Annotated in this window: 24 protein-coding genes and 1 pseudogene; 11 read left to right on the top strand and 14 right to left on the bottom strand. The window is 61.3% G+C overall.

Annotation, left to right across the window (positions count from 1 at the left end; translation table 11 throughout):
• The first annotated feature begins 202 nt into the window (after window positions 1–202).
• The 5 genes from rpsM to AC244Q_RS07375 all read left to right on the top strand — a co-directional run bounded on the left by rpsM (window position 203) and on the right by AC244Q_RS07375 (window position 3301).
• The gene (gene rpsM / locus AC244Q_RS07355; protein ID WP_003547573.1) at window positions 203–571 is read left to right on the top strand and encodes a 30S ribosomal protein S13; all 369 of its coding nucleotides are present in this window, start codon (window positions 203–205) and stop codon (window positions 569–571) included.
• A gap of 133 nt (window positions 572–704) precedes the next feature.
• Entirely contained in the window at window positions 705–1094 is a 390-nt protein-coding gene (rpsK, locus tag AC244Q_RS07360; protein WP_003547577.1) for a 30S ribosomal protein S11, read from the top strand.
• 97 nt (window positions 1095–1191) lie between these two features.
• On the top strand, window positions 1192–2202 hold the full coding sequence (locus tag AC244Q_RS07365; protein WP_003547579.1) for a DNA-directed RNA polymerase subunit alpha: 1011 nt from the start codon (window positions 1192–1194) through the stop codon (window positions 2200–2202).
• Window positions 2203–2325: 123 nt separating this feature from the next.
• Window positions 2326–2748, top strand: coding sequence for a 50S ribosomal protein L17 (gene rplQ, locus AC244Q_RS07370; RefSeq protein ID WP_003547581.1), 423 nt, complete (start codon window positions 2326–2328; stop codon window positions 2746–2748).
• 130 nt (window positions 2749–2878) lie between these two features.
• Complete coding sequence (locus AC244Q_RS07375) at window positions 2879–3301, top strand: ribosomal maturation YjgA family protein (RefSeq protein WP_026157319.1); 423 nt, start codon at window positions 2879–2881, stop codon at window positions 3299–3301.
• On the opposite strand, the gene msrQ is transcribed toward AC244Q_RS07375, so the two are convergent.
• Both msrQ and msrP read right to left on the bottom strand, forming a co-directional pair.
• On the bottom strand, window positions 3298–3966 hold the full coding sequence (msrQ, locus tag AC244Q_RS07380) for a protein-methionine-sulfoxide reductase heme-binding subunit MsrQ (RefSeq protein ID WP_012757025.1): 669 nt from the start codon (window positions 3964–3966) through the stop codon (window positions 3298–3300). The genes AC244Q_RS07375 and msrQ overlap by 4 nt on opposite strands.
• On the bottom strand, window positions 3966–4913 hold the full coding sequence (gene msrP / locus AC244Q_RS07385) for a protein-methionine-sulfoxide reductase catalytic subunit MsrP (RefSeq protein WP_113546960.1): 948 nt from the start codon (window positions 4911–4913) through the stop codon (window positions 3966–3968). The genes msrQ and msrP overlap by 1 nt, the downstream gene beginning before the upstream one ends.
• Before the next feature lie 335 nt (window positions 4914–5248).
• Between msrP and ilvD the strand changes: the two genes are divergently transcribed.
• The gene (ilvD, locus tag AC244Q_RS07390) at window positions 5249–7087 is read left to right on the top strand and encodes a dihydroxy-acid dehydratase (RefSeq protein WP_113546961.1); all 1839 of its coding nucleotides are present in this window, start codon (window positions 5249–5251) and stop codon (window positions 7085–7087) included.
• A 58-nt stretch (window positions 7088–7145) separates the two neighbouring features.
• Here ilvD and AC244Q_RS07395 read toward each other — a convergent pair whose 3' ends face one another.
• Entirely contained in the window at window positions 7146–7499 is a 354-nt protein-coding gene (locus AC244Q_RS07395) for a lysozyme inhibitor LprI family protein (RefSeq protein WP_113546962.1), read from the bottom strand.
• A gap of 23 nt (window positions 7500–7522) precedes the next feature.
• Complete coding sequence (locus tag AC244Q_RS07400; protein ID WP_113546963.1) at window positions 7523–7903, bottom strand: YkvA family protein; 381 nt, start codon at window positions 7901–7903, stop codon at window positions 7523–7525.
• Between the two features lie 258 nt (window positions 7904–8161).
• Between AC244Q_RS07400 and AC244Q_RS07405 the strand changes: the two genes are divergently transcribed.
• Both AC244Q_RS07405 and AC244Q_RS07410 read left to right on the top strand, forming a co-directional pair.
• Window positions 8162–9565, top strand: a complete 1404-nt coding sequence (locus AC244Q_RS07405; protein ID WP_113546964.1) for a DegQ family serine endoprotease — start codon at window positions 8162–8164, stop codon at window positions 9563–9565.
• Window positions 9562–10878: a replication-associated recombination protein A gene (locus AC244Q_RS07410; RefSeq protein WP_113546965.1), complete on the top strand. Its 1317-nt coding sequence runs from the start codon at window positions 9562–9564 to the stop codon at window positions 10876–10878. The genes AC244Q_RS07405 and AC244Q_RS07410 overlap by 4 nt, the downstream gene beginning before the upstream one ends.
• 13 nt (window positions 10879–10891) lie before the next feature.
• On the opposite strand, the gene AC244Q_RS07415 is transcribed toward AC244Q_RS07410, so the two are convergent.
• The 5 genes and pseudogenes from AC244Q_RS07415 to AC244Q_RS07435 all read right to left on the bottom strand — a co-directional run bounded on the left by AC244Q_RS07415 (window position 10892) and on the right by AC244Q_RS07435 (window position 13000).
• Window positions 10892–11203 carry a DUF1883 domain-containing protein gene (locus AC244Q_RS07415; protein ID WP_003547605.1) on the bottom strand — a complete coding sequence of 104 codons (312 nt, stop codon included), beginning with the start codon at window positions 11201–11203 and terminating at the stop codon, window positions 10892–10894.
• Between the two features lie 132 nt (window positions 11204–11335).
• The gene (locus AC244Q_RS07420; RefSeq protein ID WP_128406130.1) at window positions 11336–11599 is read right to left on the bottom strand and encodes a hypothetical protein; all 264 of its coding nucleotides are present in this window, start codon (window positions 11597–11599) and stop codon (window positions 11336–11338) included.
• Window positions 11600–11625: 26 nt separating this feature from the next.
• Window positions 11626–11808: a hypothetical protein gene (locus AC244Q_RS07425; protein WP_164902283.1), complete on the bottom strand. Its 183-nt coding sequence runs from the start codon at window positions 11806–11808 to the stop codon at window positions 11626–11628.
• Window positions 11809–11925: 117 nt separating this feature from the next.
• A pseudogene (gene dapA / locus AC244Q_RS07430) lies at window positions 11926–12845 on the bottom strand (4-hydroxy-tetrahydrodipicolinate synthase).
• Between the two features lie 8 nt (window positions 12846–12853).
• Window positions 12854–13000 carry a hypothetical protein gene (locus AC244Q_RS07435; RefSeq protein ID WP_164902284.1) on the bottom strand — a complete coding sequence of 49 codons (147 nt, stop codon included), beginning with the start codon at window positions 12998–13000 and terminating at the stop codon, window positions 12854–12856.
• A 147-nt stretch (window positions 13001–13147) separates the two neighbouring features.
• On the opposite strand from AC244Q_RS07435, the gene AC244Q_RS07440 reads away from it, so the two are divergent.
• A complete protein-coding gene (locus tag AC244Q_RS07440) occupies window positions 13148–14143 on the top strand; it encodes an alpha/beta fold hydrolase (protein ID WP_206641053.1) in 996 nt (331 codons plus the stop codon).
• Window positions 14144–14186: 43 nt separating this feature from the next.
• On the opposite strand, the gene AC244Q_RS07445 is transcribed toward AC244Q_RS07440, so the two are convergent.
• On the bottom strand, window positions 14187–15188 hold the full coding sequence (locus AC244Q_RS07445) for a ketopantoate reductase family protein (RefSeq protein ID WP_113546968.1): 1002 nt from the start codon (window positions 15186–15188) through the stop codon (window positions 14187–14189).
• A gap of 148 nt (window positions 15189–15336) precedes the next feature.
• Complete coding sequence (locus AC244Q_RS07450; RefSeq protein WP_128406131.1) at window positions 15337–16188, bottom strand: oxidoreductase; 852 nt, start codon at window positions 16186–16188, stop codon at window positions 15337–15339.
• A 126-nt stretch (window positions 16189–16314) separates the two neighbouring features.
• Between AC244Q_RS07450 and AC244Q_RS07455 the strand changes: the two genes are divergently transcribed.
• Window positions 16315–17202, top strand: a complete 888-nt coding sequence (locus AC244Q_RS07455; RefSeq protein WP_012757041.1) for a LysR family transcriptional regulator — start codon at window positions 16315–16317, stop codon at window positions 17200–17202.
• On the opposite strand, the gene AC244Q_RS07460 is transcribed toward AC244Q_RS07455, so the two are convergent.
• A complete protein-coding gene (locus AC244Q_RS07460) occupies window positions 17177–17767 on the bottom strand; it encodes a nucleoside 2-deoxyribosyltransferase (RefSeq protein ID WP_012757042.1) in 591 nt (196 codons plus the stop codon). The two genes, AC244Q_RS07455 and AC244Q_RS07460, sit on opposite strands and share 26 nt — an antisense overlap.
• A gap of 466 nt (window positions 17768–18233) precedes the next feature.
• Here AC244Q_RS07460 and AC244Q_RS07465 point away from each other — a divergent pair, with 466 nt between their 5' ends.
• Window positions 18234–19208, top strand: a complete 975-nt coding sequence (locus AC244Q_RS07465) for an alpha/beta hydrolase (RefSeq protein ID WP_171815715.1) — start codon at window positions 18234–18236, stop codon at window positions 19206–19208.
• A 40-nt stretch (window positions 19209–19248) separates the two neighbouring features.
• Here AC244Q_RS07465 and AC244Q_RS07470 read toward each other — a convergent pair whose 3' ends face one another.
• Together AC244Q_RS07470 and AC244Q_RS07475 are read right to left on the bottom strand one after the other, a co-directional pair.
• On the bottom strand, window positions 19249–19866 hold the full coding sequence (locus tag AC244Q_RS07470; protein ID WP_012757044.1) for a carboxymuconolactone decarboxylase family protein: 618 nt from the start codon (window positions 19864–19866) through the stop codon (window positions 19249–19251).
• A gap of 63 nt (window positions 19867–19929) precedes the next feature.
• Window positions 19930–21465 carry a sensor histidine kinase gene (locus AC244Q_RS07475; RefSeq protein ID WP_128406137.1) on the bottom strand — a complete coding sequence of 512 codons (1536 nt, stop codon included), beginning with the start codon at window positions 21463–21465 and terminating at the stop codon, window positions 19930–19932.
• Between the last annotated feature and the right edge of the window lie 255 nt (window positions 21466–21720).

Consider the following 21720-nt stretch of genomic DNA (forward strand, 5'->3'; position numbering starts at 1 on the left):
GCGGAACGGTTGCTTTTCAGCAGTGATTCCGCTAAACACCGCGCCAACTCGCGACATTCCATGCGATCGGCGCGGATTTCCCAGGGAAGTCCGGGTGCGGTCGTTTTGACATGTTACGGACGTAAATCTGAACGGGCGGTTCTCAAGACCGCATAACGAAGCCCACTTGCCGGATGGCAACTGGAATGCAAGGAGAATAGGCGTGGCACGTATCGCTGGCGTCAACATCCCGACTGCGAAGCGCGTTGTCATCGCGCTGACCTACATTCACGGGATCGGTTCGAAATTCGCACAGGAAATCGTCGAGAAGGTCGGTATCCCGGCTGAACGCCGTGTGCATCAGCTGACGGACGCAGAAGTCCTTCAGATCCGTGAAGCTATCGACCGCGACTATCAGGTCGAAGGCGATCTTCGTCGCGATACCGCGATGAACATCAAGCGCCTGATGGACCTCGGCTGCTACCGCGGCCTGCGTCATCGCCGCGGCCTTCCGGTCCGCGGTCAGCGCACGCATACCAATGCCCGCACCCGCAAGGGTCCGGCAAAGGCAATCGCTGGCAAGAAGAAGTAATTTCCGGGAAACCGGGGTGGGGAGGCTGGCGGTCTGCGCCGGCCTCTTTTGAGTTTGGAGCGGGACCATATAGGCGCCGTTCCGGTGTAGCCGCTGGCATTACGGCGGTGAAGAGATCAACGAAAGGAATACCATGGCTAAGGAAGCCGTCCGCGTTCGCCGTCGCGAGCGCAAGAATATCTCGTCGGGTGTCGCTCACGTCAACTCGACCTTCAACAACACGATGATCACCATCACCGATGCGCAGGGCAATGCGATCGCCTGGTCGTCGGCTGGCGCCAAGGGCTTCAAGGGCTCGCGCAAGTCGACCCCGTTCGCTGCCCAGATCGCTGCCGAAGACTGCGCCAAGAAGGCCCAGGAGCACGGCATGAAGTCGCTGGAAGTCGAAGTCTGCGGTCCGGGTTCGGGTCGTGAATCGGCTCTGCGCGCGCTCCAGGCTGCAGGTTTCATGATCACGTCCATCCGCGACGTGACCCCGATCCCGCACAATGGCTGCCGTCCGCGCAAGAAGCGCCGCGTCTGATCATCGCTCTCGTCACCGGTGAGCGCCTGCGCGCTCCCGGTGGTTTTCAAGCTCGGTTGCCACGATTGGATGGTGGCAACGAACGGAAGGCAAACTCATGATTCAGAAGAACTGGCAGGAACTGATCAAGCCGAACAAGGTGGAGTTCTCCTCGAGCTCGCGCACCAGGGCGACGCTTGTTGCCGAACCGCTGGAGCGCGGCTTCGGCCTCACCCTCGGCAACGCGCTTCGCCGCGTTCTGCTTTCCTCGCTGCGCGGTGCTGCCGTCACGGCGGTGCAGATCGATGGCGTGCTGCATGAATTCTCCTCGATTCCGGGCGTCCGCGAAGACGTCACGGACATCGTGCTCAACATCAAGGAAATCGCCATCAAGATGGATGGCGACGATGCAAAGCGCATGGTCGTGCGTAAGCAGGGCCCTGGCGTTGTCACGGCTGGCGACATTCAGACGGTCGGCGATATCGAAATCCTCAACCCCGAGCATGTCATCTGCACGCTCGACGAGGGTGCCGAGATCCGCATGGAATTCACCGTCAACAACGGCAAGGGCTATGTTCCGGCCGAACGCAATCGTGCGGAAGATGCTCCGATCGGTCTCATCCCGGTCGACAGCCTCTACTCGCCGGTCAAGAAGGTGTCCTACAAGGTTGAAAATACCCGCGAAGGACAGGTTCTCGACTACGACAAGCTGAACATGACCATCGAAACCGATGGCTCGATCACCGGCGAAGACGCCGTCGCTTTTGCGGCGCGCATCCTCCAGGATCAGCTTGGCGTCTTCGTCAACTTCGACGAGCCGCAGAAGGAAACCGAAGAGGAAGCAGTCACCGAACTCGCTTTCAACCCGGCTCTCCTGAAGAAGGTGGACGAACTCGAGCTGTCGGTCCGTTCGGCAAACTGCCTGAAGAACGACAACATCGTCTACATCGGCGACCTCATTCAGAAGACCGAAGCAGAAATGCTCCGCACACCGAATTTTGGTCGCAAGTCGCTGAACGAAATCAAGGAAGTTCTCGCTTCCATGGGCCTGCACCTCGGCATGGAAGTGCCGGCATGGCCGCCCGAGAACATCGAAGATCTCGCCAAGCGTTACGAAGATCAATACTGAAAAAACAAAAGGCAGGCTCTTTCGGCTGCCTTTCCCCGTCAAACAGCAGGCCGATCGCCTGCATGTGCCAGGAAACGGCAGGCCCACTTAGCGTAAGGGCACCTGCATTAAAGGAGAATAGCAATGCGCCATGGTAAAGCCGGCCGCAAGCTGAATAGAACTGCAAGCCACCGCAAGGCGATGTTCGCCAACATGGCGGCTTCGCTGATTACCCACGAGCAGATCGTCACGACCCTGCCGAAGGCCAAGGAAATCCGTCCGATCGTCGAGAAGCTCGTCACGCTCGGCAAGCGCGGCGACCTGCACGCTCGCCGTCAGGCGATCTCGCAGATCCGCGATGCCGCTGTCGTCGCGAAGCTGTTCGACACGATCGCAACGCGTTACGCCACCCGCAACGGCGGCTACCTGCGCATCATGAAGGCCGGCTTCCGCCAGGGCGACAATGCCGCCATGGCCGTGATCGAATTCGTGGATCGCGACGCCTATGCCAAGGGCGCTGCAGACAAGGCCCGCGTCGCTGCTGAAGAGCAGGCCGTCGCCGCTTAAATCCTCCGCTCCGGCGGAAACAGAACAGCCGGGCTGCGAAGCCCGGCTGTTTTTGTTTGTGCACGACAGCGCCGCGCTTCTTTTCAGATCAGCCGTTCAACCGGCTGAGGTGCAGATAGGACAGGTTCATTTGGGCGAAGTCTTTGAAAATCGTCGTCGAGTGCAGTTCCTCCGTCTCATAGCCCTGCTTGCGGTTATTGCGCTCGGGCTGGCGCTCAGACGGTTTGGCTATGCGGCCGATCTGCCCTTCATTGTCGTCAAATATGGTGGATCGGCACTCTGGGGAGCGATGGTCTATCTGCTCGTGGCGCTGTTTGTCGCAAGGTCACGGCCGGCAGCAATTGCTGTTACAGCGCTTTTCATAGCGATCTCGGTGGAATTGTTCCGGCTTTATCACACGCCCTGGCTCGATGCGTTTCGGCTGACCACGGCAGGCGCCCTGCTGCTTGGCCGGGTATTTTCGCTTTGGAATATGCTGGCCTATGCAATCGGCATAGCCACGGCTTGCGCCTTCGATCCCGCACATCGGGCGGCCTTGTCTCCTCGCCGCTAACCTGCCGTCTCACGAACAGACGCCACTGCGCGATTGCGCGTCCGCCCTTTGCCCTTCTGCCTGTTGCGTGCGATCGGCCGGTAGGAGCGGTAGAGGATGAGCGCGATGATCAGCCCGACATAGATATATTGCTCGAGGTCGAGGATCTTGGTCGAGAGCGCGAAGTGCAGCGCCCCGCAGGCGGCGATGATATAGACGAGGCGATGTAGCCAGATCCAGTTCTTGCCGAGGCGGCGGATCGAGAGATTGTTGGATGTCAGCGCCAGCGGAATGAGCATCGCAAGCCCGGCCATGCCGAACATGATGAAGGGGCGCTTCAGCACGTCGTTGATGACGGCGGAAATATCCATCGCCTGGTCAAGCACCATGTAGACGGTGAAATGCATCAGCGCGTAGTAGAAAGTCAGCAGGCCAAGCGCGCGGCGATAGCGCAGATAGTTCCAGCCGAAGAGCTCACGGGCAGGGGAAACGGCAAGGGTCAGGATTAGGAAACGGATCGTCCAGATGCCGAGGAAGAGCTCGAAGGTCTTGACTGGATCGGCGCCGAGCTGATCGGTCGCTCCGAGATAGAAAGTCCAGGCCGCAGGCACGAGCCCGACGACATAAAGCAGCCAGACGGAGGCGGGTTGCCAGCGCTTCGGGATGGCGAGCGACAGTTCCGCCATCAGAAATTCGCCTTCAGGTCCATGCCGGCATAAAGGCTTGCCACCTCGTCGGCATAGCCGTTGAAGGGCAGGGTGGGGTGGCGGCCGGCGCCGAAGAAGCCGCTTTCGCCGATGCGCCGTTCGCTCGCCTGGCTCCAGCGGGGATGGTCGACCGCTGGATTGACGTTGGCGTAGAAGCCGTATTCCTGCGGATTGGTGACCTGCCAGGTATTCTTCGGCTGCTGGTCGGTGAGTGTGATCCTGACGATCGACTTGATGCCCTTGAAGCCGTATTTCCACGGCACGACGAGGCGGATCGGTGCGCCGTTCTGGTTCGGCAGCGTTTCGCCATAGAGCCCGACGGCCAGCAGCGCCAGCGGATGGCGCGCCTCATCGAGGCGCAGACCCTCGACATAGGGCCAGTCGAGCGACTGAAAGAAACCTTTCTGCCCAGGCATCTCCTCCGGCCGCACCACGGTTTCGAAGGCGACGTATTTGGCGCTGCCGAGTGGCTCCACCTTGTCGAGCAGCGATGCCAGCGGAAAGCCGTCCCAGGGGATGACCATCGACCAGGCCTCGACGCAGCGCATCCGGTAGGTGCGCTCCTCGATCGGGAATTCCTTCATCAACGCCTCGAGGTCGAAGGTGCCTGGCTTTTTGACCATGCCGTCAACCTTGATCGTCCACGGCAGCGGCTTGAAATCGCTAGAAAGAGCTGCGGGATCGCCCTTGTCGAGGCCGAACTCATAGAAATTATTGTAGGTCGTGACGTCCTTGATCGGCGTCGCCTTCTCGTCGACCTTGTACTTGCTCTCAACGGCGGAGAGAGCCGCAGCACTCGCCTTGCCGGCGCTGTAGAGCGCCATGGCGCCAAGCGCTGCCGCACCGAGGAATTCACGACGGCGCACATAGATCTGGCGCGGCGTAATCTCCGATGACGCGATCTTCGGTGGGCGATAGCTTGGCATGTCGAAACCTCCTCGGCGGATATCCTGAAATATAGCCCTTAAACGAACCGCCGGCATGTCTAGATTAGTGTCTAAGCCTTGAATATTGCTGACGGGAAGCCAATTTTTTGTGTTCGGTCGTGATGGAATAGGCTGTAACAAAACGTCGCGTCGAACCGTATATGATCGATGGGCCTCATGGCGCTTCTCCCCGGCGTACCGGATTTGGGCTTCCCGGTAGTGACAGCCCCCGTCTATTGGATTAGGACAATTCCAAAAAGCGGCGTTTGCCCGGCCCGCAGGCTCCATGTCGCCCGGCTTCGCCTGATAATTCCGACACGTTGAGGAAGACACCGATGCCAGTTTACCGTTCCAGAACCACGACCCATGGCCGCAACATGGCGGGCGCCCGCGGCCTTTGGCGCGCCACGGGCATGAAGGATTCGGATTTCGGCAAGCCGATCATCGCGGTGGTGAATTCCTTCACCCAGTTCGTGCCCGGCCACGTGCACCTGAAGGACCTTGGCCAGCTCGTTGCCCGCGAGATCGAGGCGGCCGGCGGTGTCGCCAAGGAATTCAACACGATCGCCGTCGATGACGGCATCGCCATGGGCCATGACGGCATGCTTTATTCGCTGCCCTCGCGTGAGCTCATCGCCGACAGCGTCGAATATATGGTCAATGCTCATTGCGCCGACGCCATGGTCTGCATCTCCAATTGCGACAAGATCACCCCCGGCATGCTGATGGCGTCGCTGCGTCTCAATATCCCGACCGTCTTCGTCTCGGGCGGTCCGATGGAAGCCGGCAAGGTCGTGCTGCACGGCAAGACGCATGCGCTCGACCTGGTCGATGCCATGGTCGCCGCAGCCGATGACAAGATCAGCGACGAGGACGTCCAGACCATCGAACGCTCGGCCTGTCCGACCTGTGGTTCCTGCTCCGGCATGTTCACCGCCAATTCGATGAACTGCCTGACGGAAGCCCTCGGCCTGTCGCTGCCCGGCAACGGCTCGACGCTTGCCACCCATCTCGACCGCAAGCGCCTCTTCGTCGAGGCCGGTCATCTGATTGTCGATCTCGCCCGCCGTTATTACGAGCAGGATGACGTCAAGGCGCTGCCGCGCACCATTGCCTCCAAGCAGGCCTTCGAGAATGCCATGACGCTCGATATCGCCATGGGCGGTTCCACCAATACGGTCCTGCACATTCTTGCCGCCGCCCATGAAGGCGAGATCGATTTCAATATGGCCGATATCGACGCGCTGTCGCGCCGCGTGCCGTGCCTGTCGAAGGTCGCACCCGCCAAGAGTGACGTGCATATGGAAGACGTCCACCGCGCCGGCGGCATCATGTCGATCCTCGGCGAACTCGACAAGGGTGGCCTGCTGAACCGCGATTGCCCGACCGTCCATGCCGAGACGCTGGGCGACGCGATCGATCGCTGGGATATCACCCGCACCAACAGCGAAACCGTTCGCAACTTCTATCGTGCCGCACCCGGCGGCATCCCAACCCAGGTCGCCTTCAGCCAGGAAGCCCGCTGGGACGAACTCGACACCGACCGTGAGCACGGCGTCATCCGTTCGGTCGAGCATCCCTTCTCCAAGGATGGTGGTCTTGCCGTGCTCAAGGGCAACCTTGCGATCGACGGCTGCATCGTCAAGACCGCTGGCGTCGATGAATCGATCCTGAAATTCTCCGGCCCCGCCCGCGTCTTCGAAAGCCAGGATTCGTCGGTCAAGGCGATCCTTGCCAACGAGGTCAAGGCCGGCGATGTCGTCGTCATCCGCTACGAAGGCCCGAAGGGCGGTCCGGGCATGCAGGAAATGCTTTATCCGACGAGCTACCTGAAGTCGAAGGGCCTCGGCAAGGCCTGCGCGCTGATCACCGACGGCCGCTTCTCCGGCGGCACTTCCGGCCTCTCGATCGGCCACGCCTCGCCGGAAGCGGCAAATGGCGGCACGATCGGCCTGGTGCGCGAAGGCGACATGATCGACATCGACATCCCCAACCGCACGATCAGCCTGCGTGTCAGCGAGACCGAACTTGCCGCCCGCCGCGCCGAACAGGACGCCAAGGGCTGGTATCCCACAGAAGTCCGCAAGCGCAATGTCACGACCGCGCTGAAGGCCTACGCGGCCTTCGCAACGAGTGCGGACCGCGGTGCCGTGCGCGATCTGAACGCCCGCTGAGCAGCTTCAGCTTACGAACCGTTGATGAAAAGTCAGCGGCTCTTCCAACCGGTCGCTTTCAAAGCGGCCGGTTGATGTTTTTATAGGTCTCGCCGAACTGTTTCAGCCGCTCGTCATAGGCAGCCTTGATACACGCCGCATCCGCTCCGCATTCCTGCCGCTTTTTCAACCAGGCCGTCTGTTCGTCCTGCAATGTTCCGCGCGAACCCATCGCCAGAAGGCCCGAGAGCAAATCGAAAGTCGTAACCATCTTCACGTCGGCGTCGTTGAGTGCGCGGCTGTCGCAGATCGCTTTTTCATCCGGCTTCAATTCTTTCGCATCGCAATCGAAGCTTGCTGCCTGTGCCAGGTTCGATCCAATGAGCAGGATCGCAAAGCCGAGGGCCGCTGTCGTCGTTCTTGTCGTGATCATTCATATGTTCCTATTGCTGCCGGTCAGGCTAGCTTCCGCAGTGCCAGAGCCAGGAAGATGATGCAAATGAGCCAGACGGCAAGGATGAAGATCAGTCCGACCCAGCTGGAGGGACGCTCAATGCGCCTTGTCGCCTCCGTACGAAGCTCGTTCATCACCTCTACTGGCACGAGCCGGATCGCCAGCACGATGCCGAGCGGCACGATAAGGAGGTCGTCGAGATAGCCGAGGACGGGGATGAAATCGGGGATGAGATCGATGGGCGACAGCGCATAGGCTGCAACGGCGCCGGCCACCGCTTTGGCATGCCACGGCACGCGGGAATCGCGGGCGGCAAGCCATAGGGCGACGATGTCACGCTTCAGTGACTTCGCCCAGTTTTTGGCTTTTGATATCAGTTGCATGGCCAATCTTCCTGAATCAAATTCATAATGGAGTTCAACCGGTTCCTAAGACGCCCTCTCGCCTTGTTCTTCCATGCTTCCGCCCTCTTTCCTTTCTAGCGTCGGGCCGCAGAACAGGATGGTTTTAGGCCGGTTCGGCCTAAAATCTGAATCCTGTTCGCAATTAAATAGTTAGAGCATGATGTCGTCCGAAAACCGCTCACGCTTTTCGGCATCATGCTCTAAAACGTTCCTCAAGAGGATTCACAAGGGATACCCATGCAAGGCCTGTTCAAGCGCGCCTCCGTCTCGCTATTCGCTCTCATGCTCGTTCTGCCGGCTGCGGCCCATGCGCAGACGGCAAAGACCGTACCCGAGAGCCAGATGCAGATGCAGCTCTCCTTCGCGCCGCTCGTCAAACAGACGTCAGGCGCCGTCGTCAACGTTTATGCGGAAAAGACCGTCCAGCGGCAGTCGCCCTTTGCTGGCGACCCTTTCTTCGAGCAATTTTTCGGCCAGCAGATGCCGAACCGTTCGGAGAAGCAGTCTTCGCTCGGCTCCGGCGTCATCGTCGAGGCGAACGGCACTGTCGTGACCAACAATCACGTCATCGAGGGCGCCGACGATATCAAGGTGGCGCTCTCGGACGGCCGCGAATTCCCCTGCAAGGTGGTGCTGCGCGACGACCGTGTCGATCTTGCCGTGCTGAAGATCGACACCAAGGAAAGCTTTCCGACATTGCCGATCGGCAATTCCGATACGGTCGAGGTCGGTGATCTCGTGCTGGCAATCGGCAATCCCTTCGGTGTCGGCCAGACGGTGACGAGCGGTATCGTCTCGGCCCTTGCCCGCAACCAGGTGATCAAGAACGAGTTCGGTTTCTTCATCCAGACCGATGCTTCGATCAATCCGGGCAATTCCGGCGGCGCCTTGATGAATATGAAGGGCGAGCTGATCGGCATCAACACGGCGATCTTCTCGCGCGGCGGCGGATCGAACGGCATTGGTTTCGCCATCCCTGCCAATCTGGTCAAGGTCTTCCTCGCGTCGGCCGATGCCGGCGTCAAATCCTTCGAGCGGCCTTATGTCGGCGCAAGCTTCGATGCCGTGACCTCGGAAGTGGCTGAGGCGCTGGGGCTGAACAAGGCCCGCGGCGCGCTCGTCGTCAAGGTTTCGGAAGGTGGGCCGGCGGCCAAGGCCGGGCTGAAGGCCGGCGGAATCGTCACCGCCGTCGATGGAATTTCCGTCGAGCACCCGGATGCGCTGCTCTACCGGCTGACGACGGCCGGTCTCGGCAATTCGGTCAAGCTCACCGTCATTGAGAACGGCCGCGAGGAGCAACTGCCGCTGACGCTCGCCCGTGCCCCGGAAACCTCGCCGCGCGACCAGCGCACGATCGGCGGGCACACGCCGTTCACCGGTGCTGTCGTCGAGAACCTGTCGCCCCGGGTCGCCGACGAGCTGCGCATGCCGCCGGAATCGGCAGGCGTCGTCGTATCCGAGGTGAAGGAGGATTCGCCTGCAGCCCGTCTCGGTTTCGAACAGAAGGATATCATCGTCTCGATCAACGGCACCGATGTGAAGACGACCAGCGAACTGTCCGAGATCGCCGATAGTGACCCCGGCCTCTGGCGGGTCGAGATCGAGCGTGACGGCCAGCGCATCCGGCAATTTTTCCGATGAGCAACGATCTCTTCGCGCCGCGCGTTCCGGAGGAGGTCGCCGCCAGGCGGCCGCTTGCCGACCGGCTGCGGCCGAAGACGCTTGCCGATGTCACCGGTCAGGAACACCTGACCGGTGAGGACGGCGTGCTGAAAAGAATGATCGAAAGCGGCTCGCTCGGCTCGATGATCTTCTGGGGTCCGCCCGGCACCGGCAAGACGACGGTCGCACGGCTGCTGTCGGGCGAGGCGGGCCTGGCCTTCGAGCAGATATCGGCGATCTTTTCCGGCGTCGCCGATCTGAAGAAGGTATTCGAGACAGCCCGTTTGCGGCGTATGGACGGCCGTCAGACGCTGCTCTTCGTCGATGAGATCCATCGTTTCAACCGCGCCCAGCAGGACAGTTTCCTGCCCGTCATGGAGGATGGCACCGTCATCCTCGTCGGCGCCACCACCGAGAACCCATCCTTCGAGCTCAACGCCGCTCTGCTGTCACGTGCCCGCGTGCTCACCTTCAAGTCGCATGACGAGGATAGCCTCGAGGAACTGCTGAAGCGTGCCGAGGCGATCGAGCAGAAGCCGCTGCCGCTGACGGAGGATGCCCGCGTCAGCCTGATCCGCATGGCCGACGGCGACGGCCGCGCGGTGCTGACGCTTGCCGAAGAAGTCTGGCGCGCGGCGCGCGAAGGCGAGAGCTTCGACACAGAAGGCCTGACGCGCATCGTCCAGCGCCGTGCCCCGGTCTACGATAAGGCGCAGGATGGCCACTACAATCTGATCTCGGCACTGCATAAATCCGTACGCGGCTCGGATCCCGATGCCGCGCTCTACTATCTCGCCCGCATGTTCGATGCCGGCGAGGACCCGCTCTATCTCGGCCGGCGGCTGGTGCGCATGGCGGTGGAGGATATCGGTCTTGCCGATCCGCAGGCACTGGTGATCTGCAATGCCGCCAAGGATGCCTATGAGTATCTCGGCTCGCCGGAAGGCGAACTGGCGCTTGCCCAGGCCTGCGTCTATCTCGCCACCGCTCCGAAATCGAATGCCGTCTACACCGCCTTCAAGGCGGCAAGCCAGGCGGCAAAGCAGAACGGTTCGTTGCTGCCGCCGAAGCATATCCTCAATGCGCCGACCAAGCTGATGAAGGGCGAAGGCTACGGCGACGGCTATCGCTACGACCACGATGAGCCGGATGCCTTTTCTGGCCAGGATTATTTCCCGGAGAAGATGGGACGTCAGATCTTCTACGATCCGCCGGAACGCGGCTTCGAGCGCGATATTCGCAAGCGGCTGGAATGGTGGGCAAAACTTCGCAAGGAGCGTAATCCGCGCTGAAACCTGGCGAACCTCAGGAGGCGCGCGGCGTCTTCTGATTTGCCGGCGCGGCGATCACCTTGACGGAAGATTCCGCAAGCCCGTGATGGCCTTCCATATCGACGATGACATGCCAGTGGCCGCTTTCCGGAACGGCGATCTTGATCGGCGATTTGCGTGCCACGCCGCCGATATATTTGAAATCGAGAACCTCGGTGAACCGCTGGAAATTCGGGGCCGTCATCAGGCGGACATTGTTCACCGCATTCAACGACACCTCGATGATCGTTCCGGCGCGTTGTTCCTTGAGATCGTAATGGGTGAAGCGGAAATTCGGTTTCGGCATCGGTCTCGCGGCGTCTGAAGTCTCTGCGCCAGGATTTTACCAGAATGTGGGTTAAGGAAAAGTTGGAAATCGGCCGTTCAGCTCATGTCTTCGTACTCCCGCTGCATGAAAACAGCGGGAGTACGGTAAGATCTAGTGGATATTCGCCGTGCCGCGCGCAAAGGGCGCGAATTCGAGCACCATGCCTGCGGCCGCCCTATGGATATCGGCGGAGGGGCAGTTGCATTCCCCAGCTGCGAAATGGAGGGCGGCCGCTTCATTGATGAAGAGCCCGCCGACGAGGCCGTCGCGGTCGTGGACGATCCAGCGGCCGCTTCTGTCGCGGCCGACGGTGAAGCGGGCGGAAGGCGAAGGTGCTGCAGCGGGAAGGCTGCGGCGTTGCTGTGCATTTGCCATTGTGGTGATCCTTCGGTCCTGATGCTTCACCGGGAGATGAGGTCGAACATCATCTGGACCAGGCCAGCAAAGGCCAGCGTCATCGCAAGGCGGGGCGCAATCGCGGCAAGGCCGGAGAGCATCGAATGGGAGGGATCGGCGGCGAGTGTGCTGATGTGGCTGCGTTGCAGCGGGTCGCTCTCGACACTCGGTTCAGTCAGGCGTGACATCGGTTTGTCCTTTCGAAGTCTCAACCGCCGCTTGATCGAGCGGCGGTGTCACGCTTCAAAAATAAGCTCCGGTGGATAGGGTTTCCATTTGGCGGCGAAAACGAAAATATAAAAATCTCATAGGGATAACGCCATCCCCGCGCTGTTTTCGTCAAGGAAGGGCGCAAGCGCCTTGCCGATGGCCAAACGCACCTCCGGCTCGGCAGCGACAAGCGGAAGGCGAAGCTCGGCCTCCAGGCCGCGCATCAGCCGGAGCGCGTATTTGATCCTCGCCGGATCGCCCTCCGGCCCGAGTGCCGATATCAGCGGCAGCAGCCGATCCTGCAGAGAACGCGCGGCCGAAAGGTTTCCGGCCCGTGCTGCCTGCTGCATCGAGGTGAAGAGCCCTGGCAGAACGTTGGCGCCCGGCGAGATCGCGCCGTCGCCGCCAGCGATGGTGAAGGCGAGCGCGGAAGGGTCATGGCCGGAAAAGAAGCGGAAGCGCTGTCGCAGGATGGGCGAAAGGCCGGCGAAGCGAGCGATGTCGCCCGTCGCGTCGCGAATGCCGACAATCCCGGGATGGCGGCCAGCCTGCCGAGCGTTTCCGTCGAAAGATCGCTCGCCGTCTGCGCCGGCGCGTGGTCGACGATGACAGGCAGTCGGCTCGCCGCTGCCACCTGTTCGAAGTGGTGGATGATGCCTTTCTGCCCGGGCTTGGAATAATTGGGCACGGTGACGAGTGCGGCGGCGGCGCCGAGCGCTTCCGCCTCTTGGGTGAGCGCGATCGTGCTTTCGGTGGAGTTGGTGCCGGTGGCGGCGATGACGGGCACGCGGCCGGCGGCCGATTGGATGCTGAGGTCGATCACCTCAGCGCGCTCCTGCGGCGAAAGCGTCGGGCCTTCCCCTGACACGGAGCAGACAGCAAGCCCGTCGACGCCGCTGAGGATCTGCCATTCTGCAAGCGCCCGAAACGCCGGCCTGTCGAGGCCGCGATGGCGAAACGGTGTGACAAGAGCGGTGATCGCGCCGCCAAGGCGCGGCATTCTCGCCGTTTCCATGGCGGATCTCAGAGCGCGCCGAAAACGATGTAGAGCTCGACGCAGGCGAGCACCACGCCGAAGACGATCAGCGCCTGGGCGGTGCGCTTCTCGCGCATCTGCCGGCTGCCGCGTTTGATCCTGGATGGGCGAAGGGGCTGAAAACCGGAGGACATGACATTTCGCATGGCATTTGACCTTTGCGGTGATGGCGAAAGTCTACTGCTGCCGGCGATAGGAAATCCATTCGGAGCGGGGCACGAAAATATAGGAACGGCATAAAGGCCGATGCGAGAAATTTCGAAGCGTAGTGTCGGAAAGATATGAGCGCCGCCGTCCTTGCGGTATCGATGCAAACACGGAGCAAGGACATGTCGAAGATGACGCTGATTTCGATGATCGCAACGACTGCCGCATTTCTGGCCGCGCCCGATATGGCGAGTGCCGACGGTACCGCGCCGGCGACTGAGGTGAAGAAGGCTGCAGCGCCGATTGTCAGGAAGGGAAGTCTGCGGGTCAACGGTATCGATTATTATTATGAGATCCGCGGCGAGGGCGAGCCGCTGCTGCTCCTTCACGGTGGCCTCGGGCAGATCGAGATGTTCGCGCCCGTCATGCCTGTCTTCACCGACCACCGGCAGGTGATCGCTGTCGATCTGCAGGGCCATGGCCGCACGCCCCTCGGCACGCGGCCGATCGACCTTCCGACCATCGGCGCCGATCTCGCTATCCTGATGAAGCAACTCGGTTACGACAAGCTCGACGTTTTCGGCTATTCCTTCGGCGGCGGGGTGGCGCTGAACATGGCGGCGAACGCGCCCGACCAAGTGCGCCGGCTGGTGATACTCTCGGCACCCTATGCGCAGAACGGCTTCTTCCCGGAGATGCTGCCGCAGCAGGCGGCCGTCGGCGCTGCTATGGCCGACATGATGAAGGACACACCGATGTTCCTCTCCTACAAGGCGGTGGCGCCTGACGTTTCGGAATTTCCGAAGCTGCTCGACGCCATGGGCGCACTGATGCGCGAACCCATCGACTATAGCGATGCCGTCGCCAAGCTCACCATGCCGGTCATGCTGATCTACGGCGATGCCGACATGATCCGCCCCGAGCACATGATCGACTTCTACCACAAGCTCGGCGGCGGTCTGCGCGATGCGGGCTGGATGCGGGAGAACATGTCGAAGAACCGGCTGGCGATCCTGCCCGATCTCACCCACTACGAGACCTTCGCTTCGCCCCTCATGGCGAATATGGCGATGACCTTCCTCGATGGTGGCGGCAAGGCGCCGAACTGGGCCGAGCAGGTCGGAAAGTAAGGGAAGGCGGCCAGGTTTCCCCCGGCCGCCCAGTCCTCTGCACTCAGCTGCTTTGGTTTTCCCGATCCAACTGGGTCACCAGCGCCAGGATCGTTTCCGAAACCGGGGTCGGCACGGCGCTCAGCCGGCCGAGCGCCACCACCATGCCGACCAGCGGCGTAATTTCGAGCGCCTTGCCGCCGATCAGGTCCTGCAGCATCGACGTGCGCACGCCGCCGATATGGCGCGATTGTTCCAGCCGCTGCTCGACGCTCATGCTGAACCGCGCGCCCAGAGCCTCGCCAACGGCGCGGACCTCACTCATCACCTTGCCTACGGTGGCCGAAAGGGCGGGATCCGCCATGATGTCGGTCATCAGCGCCCTGGTCAGCGCGCTGATCGGGTTGAAGGCGGCATTACCCATCAACTTGCTCCAGATCTCGCCGCGAATATCAGGTGTCGTCGTAATGCTGAGGCCGGCGCCGGTCAGCAGCGCGGCGATTGCCTCGAGATCGGGCGAGATTTCGCCGGAGGGCTCGCCGAGCACGAAGCGGCCGTTGTTGGCAAGCTGGATCTCGCCGGGGTTGATCACCTCGGCACCCTGATAAGCGACGCAGCCGATGACGCGCTCCGGCCCGATCAGCCGCCAGAGCCTGCCGCCGGGATCGAGCTCATCGAACTGCAGTTCGGCATGCCGGCTCTGGGTATCGCGGTGAAAATACCACCACGGAATGCCGTTGAGGATCATGATGACGCGGGTGCCCTCCTTGAGGAGGGCTGCAATGCCTTCGGCAGCGGGTGCCAGCTGATGCCCCTTTAGGCCGGTGATGACGAGATCCTGCGGCGGCAATGTCCCGGGATCGTCGGTCGCGGTAAGGCGAACATTGAGCGGCCTTTCCGAATCGGCTTCGCGCAGGCTGAGACCGTTGTCGCGGATGGCGTCGAGATGGGCTCCACGCGCAACGACGGAGATGATGGTGTTGTTTCCGGCTTGGCTTGCAAGCTTGGCGGCGATAGCGCCGCCGAGTGCGCCAGCGCCATAGATGCAGATGGACTTGATGGACATGCTCGCCTCTTCATGGTGGTGATCGAACCTAGATCTAGGTCATTCCAGGTGTGAGGCGAATGCTAATTTGCCGCATCATGCGCTTTCCTGCGGTCACAGCGGCGCTGCCGCCGCATCCCGAGATCTGGGATGCGGCGGGCAGTGCCTTTCAGGCCAAGGCCGTTGCATCGCTTGGAAAATCCGTGGACAGCGCGAGTTCGCGCCAGGCGGCAAGTTCCTTTTCGACGCTGGCATGCTGCTGCTCGATGACGGCCACCGTGTCGCTGCCGAACGGCATCCTTAGCGGCGGATCGGCCGAGTTGACCATCGTCATGATGCCGGTGGCGAGCCTGGCGGGATTGCCGGGCTGGGCATGGTTGGCGTTGGCGGCGAAACTGCGCATGTTGCCGGCCGGCGTGCCTTCGTAATCGGCGATGGAGGCCGGGCTGATCGCCAGCGACGTGTCGGCGAGGAAGTCGGTGCGGAAGAAGCCGGGCTCGACGATCGTCACCTTGATGCCGAAAGGTTCGAGTTCGGCGGCCATCGATTCGGACAAGCCTTCGACAGCGAACTTCGTCGAGCCGTAGACGCCCCAGCCGGGATAGCCGAAGTAACCGCCGATCGAGGAAAAGTTCAGGATGTGGCCGGAGCGCTGGCGGCGCATATAGGGCAGCACGGCGCGCGTCACCTTCAGGAGCCCGAAGACGTTCGTGGCATAGAGCCTTTCGATCTCTTCGGCGGTGGCTTCCTCGACAGCGCCGAGCAGGCCGTAGCCGGCATTGTTGGCGAGAACATCGATACGGCCGAAGCAGGCGATGCCGGCAGCCGCTGCCTCCTTGGCCTGCGCCTCGTTGGTGACGTCGAGGGCAACGGCCAGCAGGTTCGGATGCTCGCCGAACTGCTCGGTGATGGTCTTCGGGTTGCGGGCAGTGGCGATAACGGCATCGCCTGACGCAAGGGCTTCCTTGGTCATCAGCGCGCCGAAGCCGCGGGATGCACCAGTGATGAACCATACTTTCATGACGAATTCCTTTCGAGAGCTATTTGGTTGGCGTCGCATCTCTGCGCTGACCGGTTGAATTTGACCGAAAATCCGTTGCTGTATAAGATTTGTTATTCTTGAAACTATGATGAGTTACATTCAGGAATGCGCGCCACCGAACTTTCCGAACTCGCTGCCTTCGCGGCCGTCGCCCGGCACAAAAGCTTCCGCAAGGCGGGCGAGGAGAGGGGTGTCACCGCCTCCGCGGTCAGCCACGCCGTGCTCAATCTCGAAGATCGGATCGGCATCCGCCTGCTCAACCGCACGACGCGCAGCGTTTCGCTGACCGAGGCCGGCGAACTGTTGATCTCGCATCTCGACCCGGCCTTCGGCGAAATGGCTGCGGCGCTGGATGCGCTGAACCGCTACCGCGACACGCCATTCGGCAAGGTGCGGATCAACGTTCCGAACTCGATCGGCCCCTTCGTCATCGGTCGTGTCATCGGCCCGTTGCTCAAAAAGAATCCCAATTTGCAGCTGGAGATCAACGCCACGGACAGGCTGGTCGATATCGTCGAAGAGGGCTTCGATGCCGGCATCCGCTTCGGCGAACGCGTCACCGAGGGCATGATCGCGTTGCGTATCAAGCCGCGCATCCGCTTGGTCGTCGTCGGCTCGCCCGCCTATTTCGAGACCCGGCCGAAACTGGCGACACCGCACGAACTCAAGCGCCATCTCTGCATCCAGAACATGTTTCCTTCAGGCGCGCGTTACGCCTGGGAATTCGAGAAGGACGGCCAGGCGGTGAGCTTTCAGCCGACCGGACCGCTGTCGCTCGACGATCACGAGCTGATGATGCAGGCAGCGCTCGGCGGCGTCGGCCTTGCCTATGTCTGGGAGCCGCGCGTGGAGAAGGCGATCGCCAGCGGCGAGTTGATCCAGGTGCTGGACGACTGGTGCCAGCCGGAGGAACCGCTCTATCTCTACTATCCGAGCCGCCGCCACATGTCGGCGGGCTTCAGGGCGTTCATCGACGCGATGAAGGCGGAGTAAAAGAGGCCAGCATGCCGGCGATGGTCTGAAGCGCCTCGAAGTAAACCGTAAGGTCGCGGGCGGGATCCGCCGGGAGCGCGGCCGCACGGAACACCTTGCCTCCCGTCGCCTCGACCCCTCCGTCGATCATCAGGTTGTCGGCCATCCCGTGATTTTCGATCGCAATGCCATCCGGTCCGCGTGGGCGCCCGCTCGTCTCATCGATATCGAGCCCCGCATACCAGATCGAGCGAACACGCAGACCGTAGTCGTCGGGGTGATTGGTATAGGCGAAGACCGCTTTTCCCAGCGCAATCATAAAGCCGATCTCATAGACCGTACCCGGATCAGCGCTGACGCCTCGAAAGGGAGTGATGTTGGCAAGGCAGATCTCGGCTCGACGCATGGCATCGTCGTTGCGTGCATAGATCTCTGCGGCCGTCCGCTTCACCGGCGTCTGGTTTTCGTCGCTGCCGGGACCGGTCGGCTCGAAGCCGAACTGGCGCGCCAATCGGCGTTTCTCGGCCATGATGGGCATGGCATCCGGAAGAAAGACTTCCGGGCCGGCAAGGTAAATGGTGGTCATCGGTATCCTTCACTCACAAGCAAGACGAGGCGCCGGGATAGGGGACAGCCAGGCACGTCGTCCATTTCCGACGGAAGCGCGGCAAATGGCAAGCCGTGCAGGCAGGCATTGTTCAATTTTTTAAGAGCAGTCTGATGAATCCACAGTGAACGGGCAGCTGCCAACTTTCATTCCAGGCAGAGTGGAGGGACGTCCAGAGGATCCGCCCTATCTCCGTCATCGAGTCGCCGCTTGATGTGGACGGCCCTCAAGGCGGCCATCGACCGCACCCAGGCCCGGACGGGTGCGGCGATGTTCGTGGAGTGAAAAAGCTTGGGGTTCGAGCCTGTCACCCTTTTGACTCCGGTGGACGAACCGGCCAAAGATGCCGCATGGCCAGTATCGTCGGGAGAGGTTGATGAACGGTCGGATTTTGCCAGTTGGTATTCGAAGAGCCCCAAAGCGGCTCAAACGTCTGTTCCCCGCGTTGGCTGCGCTGATGCTGCTCGCCTCGGCGGCGGTCGGGCGGGACATTGGGCCGCAAAGCTCGGCCTCGCGCGAACAGGTCGAAAAACTTGTCGGCCTCTGGAAAGATCACTTTGCCGGCGCCGATAGCCTGCAGCAGCGGCGGACAGCGTTCAGGACGCTGATGGAGACGATGCCGGGGCCGACGCGCATCCAGGTTCGGCAGGTCGATGCCGACGGCGTCGATGCCGAGCTGATGTGGCCCGCTCGTCTTCATCATCCGATCGGCCAAAGGGTGATCCTCTATATTCATGGCGGCGGCTTTTCCAGCGGCTCGATCCGCACGCATAGCCTGCTTGCCGGCTCGCTCGCCAAAGCCGCATCCAGCGACATTCTTCTCATTGATTATCGACTGATGCCCGAATATGCCTATCCCGCGCAGATCAACGACGCGCTGACGGCCTATCGCTGGCTTCTCGACAACGGCTATCGGAGCGAGAATGTCATCGTGGCCGGAGACGGCGCCGGCGGCAATATCGCGATCGAGACGGTGCTGCGGCAGATGCAGGCGGCAAAGCCGTTGCCGGCGGCTGTGATTGCGCTCAGCCCCATCACCGATCTTGCCGCGACGGGTGACTCCATGACATCAAACGCCGGAAGCGATCCGCTGGTCGGCAAGGACTGGATCGAGACCTTGCGCAAGACCTATCTCCGCAGCCGGTCTCTGACCGATCCCCAGGCATCGCCGCTCTACGCCGACATGGCCGGCTTTCCGCCGCTGTTGCTGCAGGTCGGCTCCGGCGAAGTCCTGCTGGACGATACGCTGCGGCTCGCCGACAAGGCGCGCGTGGCGGGCGTGGACGTCACCACCGAGGTATGGCCCGGCATGCCGCATCAGTGGCAGCTGTTTCCCTCGCTGCTCGACGATGCCGATCGGTCGAGCCAGAATATCGCCGAATTTGCGATCCGGCATTTTGCGGACAAACCGCAGGAATAGGGGCTGCAGGACCAGGCGTCCTGGCGCCTCCGTCATCGCATCATTGCGCGCGAGACGGTGACGGCGCCAGAGGCCGCTCGACCTCTCGGCCGACGCTGAGCGTCTTTCGCACATTCGGCTCCAGCCGCTCGATATAGGCATGGTCGGGTGCAGCACCCAGCGCATCCAGCATTTTCGAGAAGAAACACCGGGCCGCTGCCGCAGCCGTGACGTCGAAGACATCGGCATCGCTTAGCCCGTGTTTCTTCAGCCCGTCTATGTCCTGCTGGGTCACCGACGTCGCATCGCGCGCCACCTTGGCGGCAAAGGCCATGATCGCGCGTTCGCCGGCATCGATCGGCGCCTTGTCCGTCTCGTTGACAACGGCCGTCAGCCCGTCGCTGGTGAAACCCTCGCGCAGCAGCACCGAGCCGTGCGCCAGCATGCAATAGGAGGATTTGAGCTCCTTGGCCGCCGCCAGCGTCACCAGCTCGTAGCGCCGCAAGCTCATATGGCCGCGAATGCTCGAAAGCAGCGCTGCCCAGCTCTCCATCACCTCCGGCCGATGGCCGAAGGCCCGATACATGTTCGGCAGATAACCATAGTTCGCCTCGGCCGACGCATACATCGACGTCGTCTTCTCGCTGGCGGATGCATTGGGGGTGTGAATGAAAGCCATGGCATGATCCTCCTCTATTGTAAGAAGGATAGGGTAGATATTCAGGACAGCAATCCTGAAATATCAGGCAGCGTCATTGGTCGCGGAAGCGTTACCACTTCTCTTGATGGGAAGGGTTACGATAAACGTCGATCCGCATCCTCTTGCGCTTCGAACCTCTATCGAGCCGTTATGCAGTTCGACGATCTGCTTAACCAGGTTGAGGCCGATACCGGTTCCGGCAATCCCGGTCGACGTCCGGGCACGAAAATAACGCTGGAACAGCCGGGGCACGTCTTCGGCATCGATCCCCACCCCATCATCGCTGATCGAAACTTTGACGTTCCCCGTTTCTGCCCATGCCGTGACGCGAATTTCGGAGGTTCCGGGCGCGTACTTGACGGCATTGGAAAGCAGGTTGGTAAAGACCTGCGCCAAAGTGCGGGGATCGGCGTCGATGAACTCCGGCAGCCCATCGATATCCAACACAAGCCTGTGCGACTTTGCGATCGTCGACTGCCGCTCGCAACAGGTTTTTATCAATGATCTCAATGCGCATGCGTCGTAGCTGATGTCGATCTTGCCGGTATCAAGGCGTCCGGCTGACAGGATGCTCTCCATGAGATCGACAATCCGGGTCACCGATGCGCGGATTTGATCGACCTTGTCGCTGAGAAATTCGGGCTCGACCGCCCCCTTTTTTCGCAACAACCGCTGGGCAGCAGCGTCGATGATTGCAAGCGGGGTTCTGAATTCATGGGATGCCATCGCCACGAACTGCCGCTGCAATTCGTTGATGTTCCGCTCCTGCGCCAGCATGCGCTCGAGTTCCCGCGCCTGCCGCTCGACTTCCGCCGTGCGGCTCTGCACTGTCGCTTCGAGCTGATCGTGATGTTGGCGCAGCTCTTCCGCCAGCCGCACGGTCTTGGTGACGTCCTCATGGGTGGCCACGTATCCACCGTTTTGCATCGGATTGTGGGTGATCTTGATAACGCGCCCATCGGCCAGGACGATGTTTTGGCTGGCCGGCGCACCGCGGGTTGTCGCTTCGAAGACCACATCAAAATAGGTCGTGGTATCGGCCGGGCCGTTTCCCTCTCGGCTGCGATAGGCGAGGATATCCACAAGTGGTGTCCCCGGTTGCGTTAGCAGGTCCGGCAGATTGTACATCCGCGCGTAGGAGGCGTTGCACAATATCAGGTTCTTGGTCGAATCGAACATGCACAGCCCATGCGGCATGTTGCTGAGCGCTGCGTCGAACCGGCGATGTTGTTCGGTCAGGCTGTCTTCGACGCGAATGAGAGTCGAGATGTCTTCGTAACTGAGGATCCAGCCTCCATCCCGCGATGGCGCGCAGGTCAGTGACACCATTCCTCCGTCGGAAAGGGCAAACTGAGACGTCGGCGGTCCACCGGCCGTCGACCGCCGGGATGCCACTGAACGGCAGTCTGCAGCGCCCGGCAATCCGTGGATATTCATGCCTTTGCGAATGGCGCCTTGCGGAAGACCGAGAATATCAAGCGTGCGTGAATTGAATGCCGTCACCGTACCGGCAGGATCAAGCAGAACGATGCCCTGAGGCAGGCTCTCCAGAATGGATTCAAACGAGTGTGACATCATCCGGCCCTGCTTCAGATCTGGCGCGTTGCACGTATTCGTAGCATTCGTCACAAACGATAAAGTTTCGCTAATGTCTATCGAATCGAGGGATGTTCGAGTGCGCATCGAGAAACAAGGGACGATCCTCTCCGACCATGTCGGCGAATTCGTGGAGAAGCCGTAGTGCCAGAACGGTCAACTCGGCGCGCAGTTTCATGTCTCCATCTGCTCCACTGGGTTTGTCGCAGCGTCTATGAACGCAGAATAGGAGCCCTT

The organism is Rhizobium sp. CB2179, assembly GCF_057653455.1.

Bases quoted from the DNA above. Each gene is read 5' to 3' on its own strand.
- rpsK (WP_003547577.1), top strand. From the start codon at position 705: ATGGCTAAGGAAGCCGTCCGCGTTCGCCGTCGCGAGCGCAAGAATATC.
- AC244Q_RS07365 (WP_003547579.1), top strand. From the start codon at position 1,192: ATGATTCAGAAGAACTGGCAGGAACTGATCAAGCCGAACAAGGTGGAG.
- rplQ (WP_003547581.1), top strand. From the start codon at position 2,326: ATGCGCCATGGTAAAGCCGGCCGCAAGCTGAATAGAACTGCAAGCCAC.
- msrQ (WP_012757025.1), bottom strand. From the start codon at position 3,966: ATGGCGGAACTGTCGCTCGCCATCCCGAAGCGCTGGCAACCCGCCTCC.
- msrP (WP_113546960.1), bottom strand. From the start codon at position 4,913: ATGCCAAGCTATCGCCCACCGAAGATCGCGTCATCGGAGATTACGCCG.
- ilvD (WP_113546961.1), top strand. From the start codon at position 5,249: ATGCCAGTTTACCGTTCCAGAACCACGACCCATGGCCGCAACATGGCG.
- AC244Q_RS07395 (WP_113546962.1), bottom strand. From the start codon at position 7,499: ATGATCACGACAAGAACGACGACAGCGGCCCTCGGCTTTGCGATCCTG.
- AC244Q_RS07400 (WP_113546963.1), bottom strand. From the start codon at position 7,903: ATGCAACTGATATCAAAAGCCAAAAACTGGGCGAAGTCACTGAAGCGT.
- AC244Q_RS07405 (WP_113546964.1), top strand. From the start codon at position 8,162: ATGCAAGGCCTGTTCAAGCGCGCCTCCGTCTCGCTATTCGCTCTCATG.
- AC244Q_RS07410 (WP_113546965.1), top strand. From the start codon at position 9,562: ATGAGCAACGATCTCTTCGCGCCGCGCGTTCCGGAGGAGGTCGCCGCC.
- AC244Q_RS07415 (WP_003547605.1), bottom strand. From the start codon at position 11,203: ATGCCGAAACCGAATTTCCGCTTCACCCATTACGATCTCAAGGAACAA.
- AC244Q_RS07420 (WP_128406130.1), bottom strand. From the start codon at position 11,599: ATGGCAAATGCACAGCAACGCCGCAGCCTTCCCGCTGCAGCACCTTCG.
- AC244Q_RS07425 (WP_164902283.1), bottom strand. From the start codon at position 11,808: ATGTCACGCCTGACTGAACCGAGTGTCGAGAGCGACCCGCTGCAACGC.
- AC244Q_RS07435 (WP_164902284.1), bottom strand. From the start codon at position 13,000: ATGTCCTCCGGTTTTCAGCCCCTTCGCCCATCCAGGATCAAACGCGGC.
- AC244Q_RS07440 (WP_206641053.1), top strand. From the start codon at position 13,148: ATGAGCGCCGCCGTCCTTGCGGTATCGATGCAAACACGGAGCAAGGAC.
- AC244Q_RS07445 (WP_113546968.1), bottom strand. From the start codon at position 15,188: ATGTCCATCAAGTCCATCTGCATCTATGGCGCTGGCGCACTCGGCGGC.
- AC244Q_RS07450 (WP_128406131.1), bottom strand. From the start codon at position 16,188: ATGAAAGTATGGTTCATCACTGGTGCATCCCGCGGCTTCGGCGCGCTG.
- AC244Q_RS07455 (WP_012757041.1), top strand. From the start codon at position 16,315: ATGCGCGCCACCGAACTTTCCGAACTCGCTGCCTTCGCGGCCGTCGCC.
- AC244Q_RS07460 (WP_012757042.1), bottom strand. From the start codon at position 17,767: ATGACCACCATTTACCTTGCCGGCCCGGAAGTCTTTCTTCCGGATGCC.
- AC244Q_RS07470 (WP_012757044.1), bottom strand. From the start codon at position 19,866: ATGGCTTTCATTCACACCCCCAATGCATCCGCCAGCGAGAAGACGACG.
- AC244Q_RS07475 (WP_128406137.1), bottom strand. From the start codon at position 21,465: ATGATGTCACACTCGTTTGAATCCATTCTGGAGAGCCTGCCTCAGGGC.